Source organism: Pseudomonas alvandae (genome assembly GCF_019141525.1).
Classification (GTDB): domain Bacteria; phylum Pseudomonadota; class Gammaproteobacteria; order Pseudomonadales; family Pseudomonadaceae; genus Aquipseudomonas; species Aquipseudomonas alvandae.
Map to the genome: position 1 here is coordinate 978,199 of NZ_CP077080.1, position 16,695 is coordinate 994,893.

The following is a 16,695-nucleotide window of genomic DNA, read 5'->3' on the forward strand; positions in this document are numbered from 1 at the left end:
AAGTCGGTAGATGCAAGGCGGGGTCGACCTCGATGAGCGGAGTTGCCTTTTGGCAATGAGCATCATCGAGGTCGGCTCCAACGCAGCAGATGCCGGCTTCAGTGCGGCCGTTGTCTTGTTAGTGACGGAAGTGGCGCATGCCCGTAAAGACCATCGCGATGCCAGCCTCGTCAGCGGCCGCAATCACTTCATTGTCACGCATCGAACCACCTGGCTGGATCACTGCGGTGATGCCAACCTTCGCAGCATTGTCGATGCCATCACGGAACGGGAAGAACGCATCCGAAGCCATGACCGCACCCTGTACCTGCAGGCCGGCATGTTCAGCCTTGATCGCGGCGATGCGGGCCGAGTTCACGCGGCTCATCTGGCCGGCGCCGACGCCGATGGTCTGGCGGTTCTTGGCGTAGACGATGGCGTTGGACTTGACGTACTTGGCGACTTTCCAGGCGAAGATCAGGTCGTTGATTTCCTGCTCGCTCGGAGCGCGCTGGGTCACGACCTTGAGGTCTGCGCTGCCAATCATGCCGATGTCGCGGCTCTGGACCAGCAGGCCGCCGTTGACGCGCTTGTAGTCCCACGCCGGTGCACGATCAGCCGACCATTGGCCGCAGGCCAGCAGGCGCACGTTGGCCTTGGCGGCGACGATGGCGCGGGCTTCTTCGCTGACGGAAGGGGCGATGATCACTTCGACGAACTGGCGCTCGACGATGGCCTTGGCGGTCTCGGCGTCCAGCTCACGGTTGAAGGCGATGATGCCGCCGAAGGCCGACTCGGTGTCGGTGGCGTAGGCCAGTTCGTAGGCCTGGCGGATACCGCCCTCGGCGTCCGGACTCACGGCCACGCCGCACGGGTTGGCGTGCTTGACGATCACGCAGGCCGGCTTGACGAAGCTCTTCACGCATTCCAGCGCGGCATCGGTGTCGGCCACGTTGTTGAACGACAGTTCCTTGCCTTGCAATTGCGTGGCGGTGGCGATGCCGACTTCGGCAGGCTTGGCTTCCACGTAGAACGCCGCGCTCTGGTGCGGGTTCTCGCCGTAGCGCATTTCCTGGGCCTTGACGAACTGGGTATTGAAGGTGCGCGGGAATTCGCTGCGACCTTCGGTGCTCAGGGTGTCGGCCGCCTGGTTCACGGTGCCCATGTAGTTGGCGATCATGCCGTCGTAGGCGGCGGTGTGTTCGAAGGCCTTGAGCATCAGGTCGAAACGCTGGGCGTAGGTCAGGCCACCGGCCTTGAGGTTTTCCAGGACGCTGGCGTAGTCGCTGGCGTTGACCACAATGGCGACGTCCTTATGGTTCTTGGCTGCCGAGCGGACCATGGTCGGACCGCCGATGTCGATGTTCTCGATGGCGGTCGGCAGGTCGCAGCCAGGCTTGTTGATGGTGGCTTCGAACGGGTAGAGGTTGACCGCCACCAGATCGATCGGCTTGATGCCGTGCTCGTTCATGATGGCGTCGTCGATGCCGCGACGGCCGAGGATGCCGCCGTGGATTTTCGGGTGCAGGGTCTTGACGCGACCATCCATCATTTCCGCAAAACCGGTGTAGTCCGCGACTTCCACTGCAGCGACGCCGTTGTCCTGCAGCAACTTGAAGGTCCCGCCGGTAGAGAGGATCTCGACGCCCAGCTGTTGCAGCTCGCGGGCGAATTCAAGGATCCCGGTCTTGTCGGAGACGCTGATCAAGGCGCGGCGGATCGGCAGGCGGGTGGTCTGGTCGGTCATTTCAAGTTCCATCAAAAGCAAGGGAAGTCAGCAAAAAAGGCGACCGTTTTTTACGCGGGCGCCTTTCTGGTTTGATTGAATGCTTACAGCAGATCGTACTGCTTGAGTTTCTTGCGCAGGGTGCCGCGGTTCAGGCCCAGCAGCTCACTGGCCTTGGTCTGGTTGCCCTTGACGTAGTTCATCACGCTTTCGAGCAGAGGCGCCTCGACTTCGGAAAGCACCAGGTTGTACACATCCGTGACGGCAGCGCCCTCAAGGTGGGCGAAATAATTGTGCAGCGCTTTCTCGACACTCCCGCGAAGGGTCTGGCCTTCTTCGCTGGGCGTGTTGAGGTGCTGTTTCAAATTCACGTTGTCGCTCACGGGTGTTATTCCACTCACTAAAGTCTCGGTCATCATCGTCATGCGGCCACCCCTTCGTCCCCTGTCAGGCTCTTGTAACGTTCGGCGAAGAACGCCTGAACGTCGGCGCATTGTGCTTGCGTACCATCCAAACGATTGAAACGGGCGCGAAACTCCCTGGCGCCCGGCAGGGTTGCGAGATACCAGCCCACATGCTTGCGAGCGATGCGTACGCCCATGACTTCTCCATAGAAGGCATGCAGCGCGGCCAGATGCTCTAGCAGAATACGTTCCACCTCGGACAACAACGGCGCAGCGAGCTTTTCGCCGGTGCGCAGATAGTGTTCGATTTCACGAAAAATCCATGGCCGCCCCTGGGCGGCCCGGCCGATCAACAGGCCATCGGCACCGGTCGCGTCCAGCACGAACCGGGCCTTCTCGGGCGAGTCGACATCGCCATTGGCAAAGACCGGGATCGACACCGCCTGCTTGATCGCGGCAATGGTGTCGTACTCGGCCTCGCCGGTGTACAGGTCGGCACGGGTGCGGCCATGGACCGCCAGCGCCGTGATGCCTGCCTGTTCGGCGATCTTCGCCACCGTCAGGCCGTTCTTGTTCTCCCGGTCCCACCCGGTGCGGATCTTCAGGGTCACCGGCACATCAACTGCGGCGACAACCGCCTGCAGGATCTCGGTGACCAGCGCTTCGTCCTTCAACAGTGCCGAGCCTGCGGCTTTGTTACAGACCTTTTTTGCCGGGCAGCCCATGTTGATGTCGATAATCTGCGCCCCCAGCTCTACGTTGGCCCGGGCCGCTTCCGCGAGCATCTGCGCATCACCCCCGGCGATCTGTACCGAGCGCGGCTCGGGATCACCTTCGTGAATCATGCGCAGGCGCGACTTGCGGGTGTTCCACAAACTCATGTCGCTGGTCACCATTTCCGACACCACGAGACCGGCACCCAATCGTTTGCATAACTGACGAAAGGGCTGGTCGGTGACGCCCGCCATGGGGGCGAGGACCAGACCGTTCTGCAATGTATAAGGGCCGATGCGTACCGCCGACATAGGACTTCCCTGAAGTGGGGCCGGATCATGAGACTTCGAAAAAGGGTTGGCATGATACCCGCTCTCGATGACTGGATAAAGGTCGAATTGGATAAAATCTGAACAGCTATTTTGTTATCGCCAGCGGTTTGGTCCGGGCGGGGTGAGTCAGAAAGCTGCCGTCAACGGACCGACCCTGGCGCGTCTCATTCAGGCGAATGGAAGCTCAGGCTGTAGTTCACCGCTTTCGGGCCAGGGTCCAGGATGTCCAGCGCGATATGGATCGGCGTCTGCGGTGGCATTTCCCCCAGGCCTTCAAGGTCGCCGCCCAGGTATTCGCCGGGCTTGAAGCGCCGGCTGGCGATCAGGTGGCCGTTGAGGTCGGCGAAGCGCAGTTCCAGCAGCGGGAAGGGCTGGGAGAAGGGCGCGCGGTTGTAGATGATCGCATCGACAATCAGCGCGCCGCTGAATTCCGGATGGCTGCGCACCACCAGGTTGCTGCTCTTGATCTTGGCGATGTCGACCTTGGACGGAACGTCGCAGCCAATGGCCGGACAGATTTGCAGGAACCATGGACGATACTGGTCCTGGCGGGCCAGTTCCTCGAAGTGGTAGGCAATGTACTGACCGGCCAGGGCTGCGGCCCCCAGCAGTATCAATAGGCTCCAGAGCAGGCGTCGCCCCCAGGGCGAACGGCGCTTGCGCCAATCCAGTTGTAGCGGGTCATCGTCCAGGTCCTGAAGGGCTTCGGCGCGTATGCCGGGCTCCTGGCGCTCGCGTTTCCTGGATGACGCTGCCAGTGGCTCCGGTTCGTCGTCCAGGTCGTCAGTGGCTGAAAGGCGTTCGAGATGTTCGTGAGGCTCGTCATCCGGCGCGAGGCTTAGCACGGCGACAGGCGTATCGTCCGGCTCCAGCGGTTCAAGGGCAAGCGACAAGGATGGCTCGGTGCGCGGCGGCCGCGCGGGTTCGTGGGGCTCGAACGGCTCGACAGGCGGCTGGATCGCGGTTTCTGCGCGTTCGATGGGGGATTCGCTGTACAGGCCGTCGACCCATGGCTCCTGCTCGTTCGAGGGATGCTCGCGCTGGGCACTCAGGTTGTCTTCCCGGCGTCGTCCGAAAGAGTCCGGAGCACGCTTGTCACGCCTTTCCAGGCGAGCCAGTTCCTTGTCCAGGTCCTCGAGGTCCAGCTCGGCGGCGGTCCATTGTTTCTGGCTGATGGCGCGGGGCGGTGCGTCCACGGCAGGCTTGGGGGGTGGAGCCAGGGGGGGCGCGCCGTTATTGCCCGTGCGTTGCTCCAGCAGTTGCCGCGCGGCATTGAACACTTGCAGGCACGAGCCACAGCGAACCACCCCGCGGGCCACGCTCAATTGAGCATGGCTGACGCGAAAACTGGTGTGGCAATGCGGGCACTGGGTGACGAAGCTGTCGGTCATGCGGCAATCCGGTTGATACAGGCGGCCATTCTAGCGCCGACGTCCGGTGATGCGCACCCAGCCATCACGATTGGCGATCGGGTCCAGGTCAAAGTCCGCAGCATAAGCGGCGGCGACTTCTTCGCCCTGTTCGGCGAGGATGCCCGACAACGCCAAGCGTCCGCCGGGCTTGACCAGGCCCGACAATTGCGGCGCCAGCGACACCAGCGGGCCAGCAAGAATGTTGGCCACCAGTACGTCGGCCTGCACGTTCGGCAGATCCTGCGGCAGGTACAGCGGGAACAGATCTTCGGCAATGTTGTTGCGCCCGGCGTTGTCGCGGGATGCTTCCAAGGCCTGGACATCGATGTCGGTGCCGACCGCTTCCTTGGCGCCCAGCAGCAGTGCGGCGATGGCCAGGATTCCCGAGCCGCAGCCGAAGTCCAGCACATTGCAGCCCTTGAGGTCCTGGCCGTCGAGCCATTCCAGGCACAGCGCGGTGGTGGGGTGGGTGCCGGTGCCGAACGCCAGGCCCGGGTCCAGCAGCAGGTTCACCGCGTCAGGCTCCGGCGCGGCATGCCAGCTCGGCACGATCCACAGGCGCTGGCCGAAACGCATCGGCTGGAAGTTATCCATCCAACTGCGTTCCCAATCCTGGTCTTCGATCACTTCGCTGTGATGCTCGGGCAACGGGCTGCCGGTCAGCAGCGCCAGGTGGGCGAGCACGCTGGCCGCCTCGGTGCCGCCTTCGAACAACGCCAGCAAGTGGGTGTGGGACCACAGTGGGGTGGTATTGAGCTCAGGCTCGAAGATCGGCTGGTCTTCGGCGTCCATGAAAGTCACCGACACGGCACCGACTTCAAGGAACGCATCTTCGTAGGTTTCGGCTTGTTCCGGGCTGATGGCCAGGCGTACTTGCAGCCAAGGCATGGCGGGCACCTTTGAAAAAATCGACAGGGGGCAGCGCGCAGCTGCAAAGGCGCGCAGTGTACGCCAGGTCGTCATCAAAGTGGATAAGCGAGTCGTGTGCTGTCCGAAGGGGTGGATGCGTATCGTGAAGCACACAAAAAAAGACCCCGGGCCAAAACGGACCAGGGTCTTTTTTACATCCTTTGAAACATCAGTGCTGGTTACCCAGCTTGTGTTCCAGGTAATGGATGTTGACGCCACCTTTGCAGAAGCCTTCGTCGCGGACGAGGTCGCGGTGCAGCGGGATGTTGGTCTTGATCCCGTCTACCACGATTTCGTCCAGCGCATTGCGCATGCGCGCCATGGCTTCGTCACGGGTCGCCCCGTAGGTGATCAGCTTGCCGATCAACGAGTCGTAGTTCGGCGGAACCGCATAACCGCTGTACAGGTGCGAATCGACGCGAACGCCGTTGCCGCCTGGTGCGTGGAAATGCTTGACGGTACCTGGGCTCGGCATGAAGGTCTTCGGGTCTTCGGCGTTGATCCGGCACTCCAGCGAGTGACCGCGGATGACCACGTCATCCTGGGTGAACGACAGCTTGTTGCCGGCGGCGATGCTGAGCATCTCCTTGACGATGTCGATACCGGTGACCATTTCCGAAACCGGGTGCTCGACCTGAACACGGGTGTTCATTTCTATGAAATAGAAACGACCGTTTTCGTAGAGGAACTCGAAGGTGCCGGCGCCACGGTAGCCGATGTCGATACAGGCCTTGACGCAGCGAGCCAGGACTTCCTGGCGAGCCTGCTCGTCGATGCCCGGTGCCGGTGCTTCTTCGAGGACCTTCTGGTGACGACGTTGCAGCGAGCAATCGCGGTCGCCCAGGTGGATGGCATGGCCTTGACCGTCGGACAGTACCTGGACTTCGACGTGACGTGGGTTGGTCAGGAATTTTTCCAGATAAACCATCGGGTTGCCGAACGCCGCGCCTGCTTCGGAGCGGGTCAGTTTGGCCGAGGAAATCAGGTCTTCTTCCTTGTGCACCACACGCATGCCGCGACCACCACCGCCGCCAGCGGCCTTGATGATCACCGGATAACCGACTTCGCGACCAATGCGCAAAGCAGTTTCTTCGTCTTCAGGCAGCGGACCGTCGGAACCCGGAACGGTCGGTACGCCGGCAGCGATCATGGCGTGCTTGGCCGAAACCTTGTCGCCCATCAGGCGGATGGTGTCGGCTTTCGGACCAATGAAGGCGAAGCCGGAGTTTTCGACCTGTTCGGCGAAGTCGGCGTTTTCCGCCAGGAAACCGTAGCCAGGGTGAATGGCGGTGGCGCCGGTCACTTCGGCGGCGGCGATGATCGCCGGGATGTGCAGGTAGGAATGCGCAGCCGACGCCGGACCGATGCAGACGGATTCGTCCGCCAGGCCCAGGTGCATCAGTTCTTTGTCGGCCTTGGAGTAAACGGCGACGGTCTTGATGCCCATCTCTTTGCAGGCACGCAGAATCCGCAGGGCGATCTCACCGCGGTTAGCGATCAGAACTTTTTCCAACTTCGCAGTCATCAAAGGCTCTCCGCGGTTCAAACGATGGTGAACAGCGGTTGGTCGTACTCAACCGGCTGGCCGTCTTCAACGAGGATGGATTCGATCACACCGCTGGTTTCAGCTTCGATGTGGTTCATCATCTTCATGGCTTCGACGATGCACAGGGTGTCGCCTTTCTTCACGGTCTGGCCGACTTCAACGAAGGACGGCGAGGATGGCGAGGACTTGCGATAGAACGTACCCACCATTGGCGAACGAGCCACGGTGCCGTTCAGCGCTGGCGCCGCAGGTGCGGCTGGTGCTGCAGCGGCTACTGGCGCGGCGGCCGGAGCCGGTGCGGCAGCCGGGGCTTGCATCGGGGCCGGTGCATAGAACTGCTGGGCCGGGGTCTTGCTGTGGCGGCTGATGCGTACGGACTCTTCGCCTTCCTTGATCTCGAGCTCGTCGATGCCGGACTCTTCCAGCAATTCGATCAATTTCTTAACTTTACGGATATCCATGAATCATCAACTCCCAAGGGTCGGTCAGGGGCGTTTAACGCTTGTTGTTCAAGCTGTTGCCTGTTTTTCAAGCTGCTCTAGAGCAGCCTCCAGGGCCAGTCGGTAACCGCTGGCGCCAAGGCCGCAGATCACTCCCACCGCTACATCCGAGAAGTAGGAGTGATGGCGAAAGGGTTCGCGTTTGTGCACGTTGGATAAATGCACTTCGATGAATGGGATGCTCACCGCCAGCAGCGCGTCACGTAATGCGACACTTGTGTGTGTAAAAGCTGCTGGATTGATCAAAATGAAATCCACGCCTTCGCCACGCGCGGCATGGATGCGGTCGATCAGTTCATATTCGGCGTTGCTTTGCAGATAGAGCAAATGGTGGCCGGCATTGCGGGCCCGCTGCTCCAGGTCCTGGTTGATCTGGGCCAGTGTCACCGCGCCGTAGACGCCCGGTTCGCGGGTGCCCAGCAGGTTCAGGTTGGGTCCGTGCAGGACCAAGAGGGTCGCCATCTGCTGTTCCTTGTTATCTGTGAGCAGGTGTCAGAACCCGGAGACTATGCCGCAAAGCCTTAATGACTGTCCAGTTCTCGGCAATAGCCAACACGTTGACCGATGTTTGCGCGAAATTTATGACCGGGGTCTCTGATCCGGTCATACGGTTGGAAGCCGAACCCTGTAGGCGGGCTTGCTCGCGAAGACGGCTGCACAGTTAAAATCGTGGCTAACTGACCCACCGCTTTCGCGAGCAGGCTCGCTCCCACAATGGATGTGTGGTGTTTGTTGAAGTCACACCCGAAACGCCTGCACCGCGGTATGCAGCCGTCCGCCGAGCACCAGCAAGTTGTCGCCCTGTTCTCGCCCTTGGCCGATGCGCTGCAGATTGTCTCCACCCAATTGATGTATCCGCTCGCTGTGGTCGCGGATCTCGCTGACGGCGTCGCTTTGCTGGGCGGTGACATCGGCGATTCTCACGGCCGTATCGGCGATGGTCTGGATGGCGCCGACAATGGTGTCCAGCGCGCCGTCGGCCGCTTGTGCCTGGTTGGCGGTGGCTTCGGCGTGTTCGACCTGGGCACGCATGCCGTCCACCGACTGGCGCGCGGCCAGTTGCAAGCGGGCGATCAGCGCCTGGATTTCCGAGGTGGCGCCAGCCGTGCGCTGGGCCAGGGAGCGGACTTCCTCGGCCACCACCGCAAAGCCGCGGCCCATCTCCCCGGCGCGGGCGGCTTCGATGGCGGCGTTGAGGGCCAAGAGGTTGGTCTGGTCGGCAATCGAGCGAATGACCGTCAGCACGCCGCCAATGGTCGCCGATTCCTCGGCCAGTTGTTCGATCATCTGCGCGTTGCCTTGCACCTCGCCCACCAGCGCATGGAGGCCGGCGAGGCTCTGGCCGATGACTTTCTGCCCGTGCTCCACCGCATTCCCGGCGCTGCGACTGGCATCGGCGGCCTGGCTGGCGTCGCCGGCCACCTGTTGGATGGTTGCCTCGAGTTCGCTGAGGGAATCACGAATCATCGCGGTATCGCCCGCCTGGTGTTCGGCGCCGCTGTGCAGCTCGCCGCTCAGTTCGGCCAAGGCCCGGCTGCTGCCGGCCACTTGCTCGGCGTTCTGGCGGATGGCGCCCACCAAGTCCACCAGATAAGCCCGCAGGCGGTTGAGAGAGGCTTCGATATCCTTCAGTTCACGGTTGCTGGCACCCACGTGGATATCGCCGCTGAAATCTCCTTCTGCCCAAGTCGACAAGGCTGGAGCGAGGCGGGTCAACGTCCGGGCCAGGCGCCGCTGCAGGGTATCGATCAGCAGTGCGATCAGCAGGATCAGGCCGATCATCACGCCCTGGATCATGCGCACCTCGCCCTGGATTCGTCCGTGCTGGGCGCGCACCGCGGGCTCCATGGCATCAATCGCTTGTTGTACATTGGTGGTTTTCAGGTGCGAAGCATCGCTCAGTTCGGTGCGTTTCTGAATCAATTCGCGGGTGCGGGCCAGTTCCGCCGGGTAACGTCCGAGCAGGCTGTTGAGCTCACGCTTGAGCGCGATACCGGCGTCTTCGGTAGCGACCTTTTCCTGGGACTCCAAACCCATCATGGCGGCGAAATCATCACTGCCCGATTCGCTGCTGGCGGTGACGCCGAGCAATGGCAGGCTATCGAGCTGTTGGGCCTGGGCGCGGATACTGGCAAGTTCCCTTTCGACGTCGGCGGCCAATTCGCTACGGCCACTGCTGACGAGTTTGTCTCGGGTGAGGGACAACCGGCCCAGATGCTGCGACGCGGCGAACAGCGGCGGCAGATAAGCGGGCGCGCCGTTGGCGTACTGGGCCAACTGATCGAGGCTGGCGCTCAGTTCCCGTTCGGCTTGCAACAACAGGGCCTGGGGGTCGCCGGCCAATTTGCCGGCGCCCAGCAGGTCGGTCTTGCTGAAGCTGTCGAGGTTCGCCAGGCTCGGGCGCAGGGTCTTGGCCAGGTCCGGGGGGAACTGGTCCAGTTCGTTTTGCAAGCTTTCCAGCGCTTGGGTGGCCGCGCTGAGGCGCAGGGCGTCGCCGCTGGCCAGGTAATCCTCGATGTTGCGTGCCACTTCGCCCTGGAACTGCCGCGACAGGCCCAGGTAGCGTTCCATGAGTAGATACGGACGTTCCAAGGCGATCTGCGACCACCAAAGGGTGGCGCCAAGGCCAAGGCACACGGCAACTAAAAGAAGGGTGTTGAGATTGGTCAGCAGCTTCAGGCGCATCAAGGGTCTACCGGGGGCAGAATCGTAAGTGCCTGAAGTTATTGCGTTTACGTTACACGTTTATGACCGAATCGGTGGATTCCGATGAAAAGGTGGCACTTTGCTTTGATTGCCTGGCGCTCTGTACCCGGTTGCGCCCTGCGTGCTTGGCGCGGTACAGCGCTTCGTCCGCCTGGCTGGCCATCATCAGGCTGTCGGACTCCTCGCTCATCTCCACCACCCCGGCGCTGAAAGTGCACCACAGGTCTTGCGGTTGGGCTGGGTAATGGATTTCGGCAAAACGCTGGCGGATTTCGTCCAGTACCTTGCAGGCCGCATCGATGTCGGTATCGGGCATGACGATGGCGAATTCTTCGCCGCCATAGCGCCCGATGAAATCGGTCTTGCGCAGCCGCTGTTTGAGAAACAGCGCCAGGCTCTTGATCACCCGGTCGCCCATGGGGTGGCCGTGGCTGTCATTGACTCGCTTGAAATGATCGATGTCCAGCATCGCGAAGCTCAGCGGCTTGCCCTCGCGGCGGGCGCGGAAGCTGCAGTCTTCGAGCAATTGCAGGATGTGGGTGTGGTTGTAGAGGCCGGTGAGGCTGTCGCGGACCATCCGCGCCTTGAGATTGCGCGCCCGGGCTGCGCGGTTGCGCACTGTGGTGATCAGGTGCCGGGGCTTGATCGGTTTGGTCAGGAAGTCATCGCCGCCTTCGCTCATGGCGTCGAGCTGCTTGTCCAGATCGTCTTCGGCGGACAGGTAGATGATCGGCACGCTGACATAGCGGTCGTTGTGGCGAATCACCTTGGCCAGTTCCGTGCCGGTGCAGGCGGGCATGTACATGTCGAGAATGATCAGGTCGGGCTGGAAATCCGCCAGTTCGGCCATGGCCTGGATCGGCTCGATGAGTGTGCGGGTGACGATGCCTGCGCTGTTGAGCAGGCGCTCGGTGTGCAAGGCCTGGGCGCGGGAGTCATCGATGATCAGCACTTTATAAGGTTCGTACTGGGCGACGCAGGTCAGCACTTCGATCTTTTCCAACAGGCTCGAGGCTTCGAGCGTGCCGGTGAGAAATTCCTGGCCACCGGCGCGCACCGCTGCCAGGCGGGTGGGTGTGTCGGTTTCGAGCAGGCTGAAGAAAAGCAATGGAATGGCCTGGTCGAGTCCTTCCTGGGCTTGGGCCGCTAAGGTCAGGCCCGCGCCGGGGCCGCTGAAATCCACATCCATGACGATCGCCGCGGGCAGGCGCTCGATCATCGAGGCCCGGAACGCCGCGACACTGTCCAGCGCCTGGGCACTGAGGCCGAAGAATTCCAGTTGCTTGGCCAGCCGTTCGGCGCGGTCGTGGTCTTGCAGCATCACGTAGATCGGCTTGCGCAGCGGCGGCAAGAAGGTCTGCTCGAGCTGGTCGCCGTGGCGCAGGCCGGTGCGGGACAGGCGTTGCATCAAGCGATTGATCTCGGTGATCAAATGGCTGCTGAGGCGCCCACGATTGGCGTCCACCGCCTGCAGCGACTGGCTGATGCCTTGGGCGAGCTGGCAATGCTCGGGCTGTTCGAAACGCTCGGCAAAGCGCAGCAGGCGCAAATTGGCTTCGCTGAGCTCGGACAGGTCGTTACTCGACCACTCGCTGCGTTGCAGGCGCTGCCATATCTCGAGGATCTGGCGAGCCTGGTGAATTACCCGCTGGGCAAAGTGGTGCTTGAGGCGCTCACGGCTGGGGTCTTCTGACTCGGTCATATCCTGACTACTAGTTAGGGGGCATGCTGAGATCGACTGGTGGCTCTATGCTAGCACCTCTTTTCCCTTACATGAGTGTCGTACGTCAATAAACTGCCAAGAGATGCCATTCAGTTTCTGACCGAGCGGTTTTCAATCGGCTGGCCTCTGTCCTTCAATGCCCTGAAATCAACAGGTGCAGCGGTTTTTTGGATCCTATTTGCATGCCTGCTCCGCTGTGTAAAAAGAACCGATCTGCCCGCACGCAGGCGTATGTGGAGATGACCGCCCTGAATTTTCGGCCGGCAGAGTTAAGGGAAACCCTTAGGAGTCACTTGGCTTCCTGGTGGTAATTCTCCGATAAGCCCAACGACGGATGCCGGCCAAGGCACGTTGATGTAAGGTTGTGGTCGAACCGTGAACTCAAGTGATTGAAGGGACATCGCCATGCTGGACTGGAAAAACCGCGCGGGCAGCGCGCCTGAACGCGCCGCCGAGCCGAAATCGGACACCCGCAGCTACCTGGGCGGGCTGTTTTTCAGCCGGGCACTGGCCACGCTCATCGGTCTCTATTTGCTGGTGACCATTGCGGTGGGTTGGTATTGGAGCCAGGAGCCTGCGCTGTTTCCGGTGCAGCAGAATGCCCAGGCAGCGGCCGAGAAGGATGGCAAACAAATGGTGGTCGGCTACACCACCGTCGAAACCCTCAAGACCGTGGCCGGAACTTTGCTGACCAAGCAGGGCGGCTACATCTCCAACGACCGTTTCCCCCCAGGCCTGTGGATGGACAACATGCCGAGTTGGGAATACGGCGTCCTGGTCCAGGTTCGCGACTTGAGTCGCGCCCTGCGCAAGGATTTCGCCCGTTCCCAATCGCAGTCCGCAGAGGACGCCGACCTTGCCAAGGCCGAGCCGCGCTTCAACTTCGACAACCGCAGTTGGGTGCTGCCCTCCAGTGAGTCGGAATACCAGGAAGGCATCAATTCCCTGAGCCGTTATCAGGCGCGTCTCTCCGATCCGGCCCAAAAGAGCGCTTTGTTCTATGCCCGCGCCGACAACCTGAACAACTGGCTGGGCGATGTCGGCACTCGCCTGGGCTCGCTGTCCCAGCGGTTGTCTGCCAGCGTGGGCCGGGTGAAGCTCAACACTTCGCTGAAAACCGAGGTCCCGGCTCCAGGCCAGGTACCGCAGGTGGATGAAGAAGTGGTCGAGACGCCATGGCTGCAAATCGATAACGTGTTCTATGAAGCACGTGGCCAGGCTTGGGCGCTGTCCCATTTGCTGCGCGCCATTGAAGTGGATTTCGCCGATGTATTGGCGAAGAAAAACGCCACGGTCAGTGTGCGGCAGATCATTCGCGAGCTTGAGGCTTCCCAGGAACCGGTCTGGAGCCCGATGATCCTCAACGGCAGCGGTTTCGGTGTGTTGGCAAACCATTCGCTGGTCATGGCCAATTACATCTCCCGCGCCAACGCAGCGGTAATCGACTTGCGGCAATTGCTGAACCAGGGCTGACCGATGGACGAAAGCACCCGGGAGGTCGCTCACCGAGCGGCCTCGGATGCCGAGCTGATCGCTTGGGTCGATGAGCATGACAACCTGCTCGGCAGCCTGGTGCGTTCGGACTTGCGCGAGCGCGGCCTGATCGGACGCGGCACCTACATCATGCTGTTCAATTCGGCCGGTGACTTGTGCGTTCATCGCAGGACGTTGAGCAAAGCCATCTATCCCGGCTATTGGGACGTCGCGGCCGGTGGCATGGTGCAGGCGCACGAGACCTACGCCGAGTCGGCAGCCCGTGAGCTTGAGGAGGAACTGGGTGTAAGCGGGGTGGATCTGGTTGCCCATGACCATTTCTATTTCGAGGACACCGGCAGTCGCTTGTGGTGCTCGGCGTTTTCGGCCGTGTGGGACGGTCCGTTGATCCTGCAGCCGGAAGAAGTGCTGGAGGCGCGTTTTTTGCCCGTCGAACAGGTGCTGGAGGAAATCCGCCACAAGCCTTATTGCCCGGACTCCCTGGCGGCGCTCGGACGTTATTTGCGAGCCCGGGAGGGCGGTGTCGCAAAGAAGCTGTAAATTGGCGCCGATTGGCCCTTAGCAAGTCGCCTTTTTGTCGTTACACTGCGCGACTTTTCAAGCTTGGCCGACATCGTTCGGCCCAGTTGCGCTGCCCCTGCCTGAGTGGGGCTTCGCGGTCGAGGCACTTTCGCCCCTCGACCAGTCTTTGTCCTCCCAAGAGGATTGCCGGTGGCCAAAAAAGCCGCATCCTTCGCCGCCCTGGGCGGCCTGGTATTTTCTACCGACGCCGGTCGTCATTGCCCTGATTGCCGCCAGCCGGTGGATGCCTGCATCTGCAAACAGACCGCCATTCCCGCCGGCGACGGTATCGCGCGCGTGCGCCGCGAAAGCAAAGGTCGCGGTGGCAAGACAGTGACTACGATTACTGGCGTGCCGCTGGCCGAAGACGCCCTCAAGGAACTGGCGACGACGTTGAAGAAACGTTGCGGCACGGGAGGCGCGTTGAAGGACGGCGTCATCGAGATCCAGGGCGATCACGTCGAGCTGCTGTTGGCGGAACTCACCAAACACGGCTTCAAGGCAAAGAAATCCGGCGGCTAGCAGCCTCTGTGAAAACCACCCCGGCTTGATCCGAACCCCCGGTTCGCCAGTCGCCCGCATGGTTTTCACAGAGCCTGTTCTGAACGGGTTTTAAACTCAGCGCTGCGGGCAGGGTCTACCTTGCTTGCAGGCAAATCGTCATTTCCATTCTCTAGACTGCGCCAGCCTCCGACCGGATGGTGCATTTTGACTTCTTTATAGGGGACTTCGATGTCCGTACGACGCACACGCAAAGACGATGGCAGCCAATGGACAGTTGCGGACAGTCGCAGTGTTTACGGGATTCGCCATTGGGGGGCCGGGTATTTCGCGATCAATGAAGCCGGTCGCGTCGAAGTCCGTCCGAATGGCCCCGACAGCTCGCCTATCGATTTGTACGAGCAAGTCGACCAGCTGCGCCAGAGCGGCCTTTCGCTGCCCTTGCTGGTGCGCTTCCCCGACATCCTGCAAGACCGGGTGCGTCAGCTCACCGGCGCGTTCGACAGCAACATCGCGCGCCTGGAATACCAGAGCCAGTACACCGCGCTCTATCCGATCAAGGTGAACCAGCAGGAAGCGGTGATCGAGAACATCATCGCGACCCAGAACGTCTCCATCGGCCTTGAGGCTGGCTCCAAGCCCGAGCTGTTGGCGGTGCTGGCCCTGGCGCCGAAGGGCGGGACCATCGTCTGCAACGGCTACAAGGACCGTGAGTTCATCCGCCTCGCGCTGATGGGCCAGAAGCTCGGCCACAATGTCTTCATCGTGATTGAAAAAGAATCCGAAGTGGGCCTGGTGATCGAAGAAGCTGCCTCGCTCAAGGTCAAGCCACAGGTGGGCCTGCGGGTGCGCCTGTCGTCCCTGGCGTCGAGCAAGTGGGCTGATACCGGTGGCGAAAAATCCAAGTTCGGCTTGTCGGCCGCGCAGTTGCTTTCGGTGGTTGAGCGCTTCCGCGACGCCGGCCTGGACCAGGGTATTCGCCTGCTGCATTTCCACATGGGTTCGCAGATCGCCAACCTGGCGGACTACCAACATGGCTTCAAGGAAGCGATCCGTTACTACGGCGAGCTGCGCAACCTTGGCCTGCCGGTGGATCACATCGACGTCGGCGGTGGCCTGGGCGTGGACTACGACGGTACGCACTCGCGCAACGCCAGCTCGATCAACTACGACATGGACGATTACGCCGGTGTCGTGGTGGGCATGCTCAAGGAGTTCTGCGATGCCCAGAGCCTGCCGCATCCGCACATCTTCTCCGAAAGTGGCCGCTCGCTGACCGCCCACCACGCCATGCTGGTGGTGCAGGTGACCGACGTCGAGAAACATCACGATGACGTGCCGGTGATCGAAAACAAGGAAAGCCTGCCGGAAACCGTGCAATGGCTGGTGGACCTGTTAGGGCCGACCGACATCGAGATGGTCACCGAGACCTACTGGCGCGCCACCCACTACATGAGCGATGTGGCTGCCCAGTACGCCGACGGCAAGCTGACCCTGGCAGAAAAAGCCCTGGCCGAGCAGTGCTACTTCGCTGTGTGCCGCCGCCTGCACAACTCGCTGAAGGCCCGTCAGCGCTCGCACCGCCAGGTGCTGGACGAGCTCAATGACAAGCTGGCCGACAAGTACATCTGCAACTTCTCGGTGTTCCAGAGCCTGCCGGATACTTGGGCCATCGGCCAGGTGTTGCCGATCCTGCCGCTGCATCGCCTTGACGAAGAGCCATTGCGCCGTGCCGTGCTGCAAGACCTGACCTGCGACTCCGACGGCAAGATCAAGCAGTACGTCGACGAACAGAGCATCGAGACCAGCTTGCCGGTCCACTCGCTCAATCCGGGTGAAGACTATCTGCTGGGTATTTTCCTGGTGGGTGCCTACCAGGAAATTCTCGGCGACATGCACAACCTGTTCGGCGACACCGACTCGGTGAACATCTACCAGAACGCCGACGGTAGCGTGTATCACGCCGGTATCGAAACCCACGACACCATCGAAGACATGCTGCGCTACGTGCACCTGTCGCCGGAGGAGCTGATGACGCATTACCGCGACAAGTGCGCCAGTGCCCGTATCACCGCCGCCGAGCGCACGCAATTCCTGGATGCGCTGCGCCTGGGGCTGACGCGTTCGTCCTATCTGTCTTCCTGACAGGGTCGCGCAGCGGTTGCGTTAATGAATATGGCGAGGGAGC

At 61.5% G+C, this 16,695-nt stretch carries 14 protein-coding genes; 4 read left to right on the forward strand and 10 right to left on the reverse strand.

Translation table 11 applies throughout. From position 1 onward, the window contains the following. Positions 1-118 precede the first annotated feature (118 nt). From purH to KSS97_RS04325, 10 genes are all read right to left on the reverse strand, one after another. On the reverse strand, positions 119-1,726 hold the full coding sequence (purH, locus tag KSS97_RS04280) for a bifunctional phosphoribosylaminoimidazolecarboxamide formyltransferase/IMP cyclohydrolase (RefSeq protein WP_030138023.1): 1,608 nt from the start codon (positions 1,724-1,726) through the stop codon (positions 119-121). An 83-nt stretch (positions 1,727-1,809) separates the two neighbouring features. Beyond that, positions 1,810-2,130 (reverse strand): DNA-binding transcriptional regulator Fis, encoded by a 321-nt coding sequence (gene fis, locus KSS97_RS04285; RefSeq protein ID WP_025211617.1) that lies wholly within the window; start codon positions 2,128-2,130, stop codon positions 1,810-1,812. Further along, on the reverse strand, positions 2,127-3,134 hold the full coding sequence (dusB, locus tag KSS97_RS04290) for a tRNA dihydrouridine synthase DusB (protein WP_030138024.1): 1,008 nt from the start codon (positions 3,132-3,134) through the stop codon (positions 2,127-2,129). The genes fis and dusB overlap by 4 nt, the downstream gene beginning before the upstream one ends. Before the next feature lie 185 nt (positions 3,135-3,319). Beyond that, positions 3,320-4,546 (reverse strand): DUF3426 domain-containing protein, encoded by a 1,227-nt coding sequence (locus tag KSS97_RS04295; protein WP_217861159.1) that lies wholly within the window; start codon positions 4,544-4,546, stop codon positions 3,320-3,322. Positions 4,547-4,576: 30 nt separating this feature from the next. Further along, entirely contained in the window at positions 4,577-5,455 is an 879-nt protein-coding gene (prmA, locus tag KSS97_RS04300) for a 50S ribosomal protein L11 methyltransferase (RefSeq protein WP_217861160.1), read from the reverse strand. 190 nt (positions 5,456-5,645) lie between these two features. Beyond that, entirely contained in the window at positions 5,646-7,001 is a 1,356-nt protein-coding gene (gene accC / locus KSS97_RS04305; protein ID WP_030138028.1) for an acetyl-CoA carboxylase biotin carboxylase subunit, read from the reverse strand. A 17-nt stretch (positions 7,002-7,018) separates the two neighbouring features. Continuing rightward, positions 7,019-7,483: an acetyl-CoA carboxylase biotin carboxyl carrier protein gene (gene accB, locus KSS97_RS04310; RefSeq protein ID WP_030138029.1), complete on the reverse strand. Its 465-nt coding sequence runs from the start codon at positions 7,481-7,483 to the stop codon at positions 7,019-7,021. Between the two features lie 48 nt (positions 7,484-7,531). Further along, on the reverse strand, positions 7,532-7,984 hold the full coding sequence (gene aroQ, locus KSS97_RS04315; RefSeq protein WP_018605716.1) for a type II 3-dehydroquinate dehydratase: 453 nt from the start codon (positions 7,982-7,984) through the stop codon (positions 7,532-7,534). Positions 7,985-8,260: 276 nt separating this feature from the next. Continuing rightward, a complete protein-coding gene (locus KSS97_RS04320) occupies positions 8,261-10,207 on the reverse strand; it encodes a methyl-accepting chemotaxis protein (protein WP_198797869.1) in 1,947 nt (648 codons plus the stop codon). Between the two features lie 52 nt (positions 10,208-10,259). Continuing rightward, positions 10,260-11,930 (reverse strand): response regulator, encoded by a 1,671-nt coding sequence (locus tag KSS97_RS04325; RefSeq protein WP_030138031.1) that lies wholly within the window; start codon positions 11,928-11,930, stop codon positions 10,260-10,262. A 426-nt stretch (positions 11,931-12,356) separates the two neighbouring features. Here KSS97_RS04325 and KSS97_RS04330 point away from each other — a divergent pair, with 426 nt between their 5' ends. The 4 genes from KSS97_RS04330 (at position 12,357) to speA (ending at position 16,652) form a co-directional block, all read left to right on the forward strand. Further along, on the forward strand, positions 12,357-13,424 hold the full coding sequence (locus tag KSS97_RS04330) for a DUF2333 family protein (RefSeq protein ID WP_030138032.1): 1,068 nt from the start codon (positions 12,357-12,359) through the stop codon (positions 13,422-13,424). Between the two features lie 3 nt (positions 13,425-13,427). Then, complete coding sequence (locus tag KSS97_RS04335) at positions 13,428-13,985, forward strand: NUDIX hydrolase (RefSeq protein WP_030138033.1); 558 nt, start codon at positions 13,428-13,430, stop codon at positions 13,983-13,985. Between the two features lie 171 nt (positions 13,986-14,156). Continuing rightward, positions 14,157-14,528, forward strand: coding sequence for a translation initiation factor Sui1 (locus tag KSS97_RS04340; RefSeq protein WP_217861161.1), 372 nt, complete (start codon positions 14,157-14,159; stop codon positions 14,526-14,528). A gap of 210 nt (positions 14,529-14,738) precedes the next feature. After that, a complete protein-coding gene (gene speA, locus KSS97_RS04345) occupies positions 14,739-16,652 on the forward strand; it encodes an arginine decarboxylase (RefSeq protein ID WP_198797871.1) in 1,914 nt (637 codons plus the stop codon). The last annotated feature ends 43 nt before the right edge of the window (positions 16,653-16,695 follow it).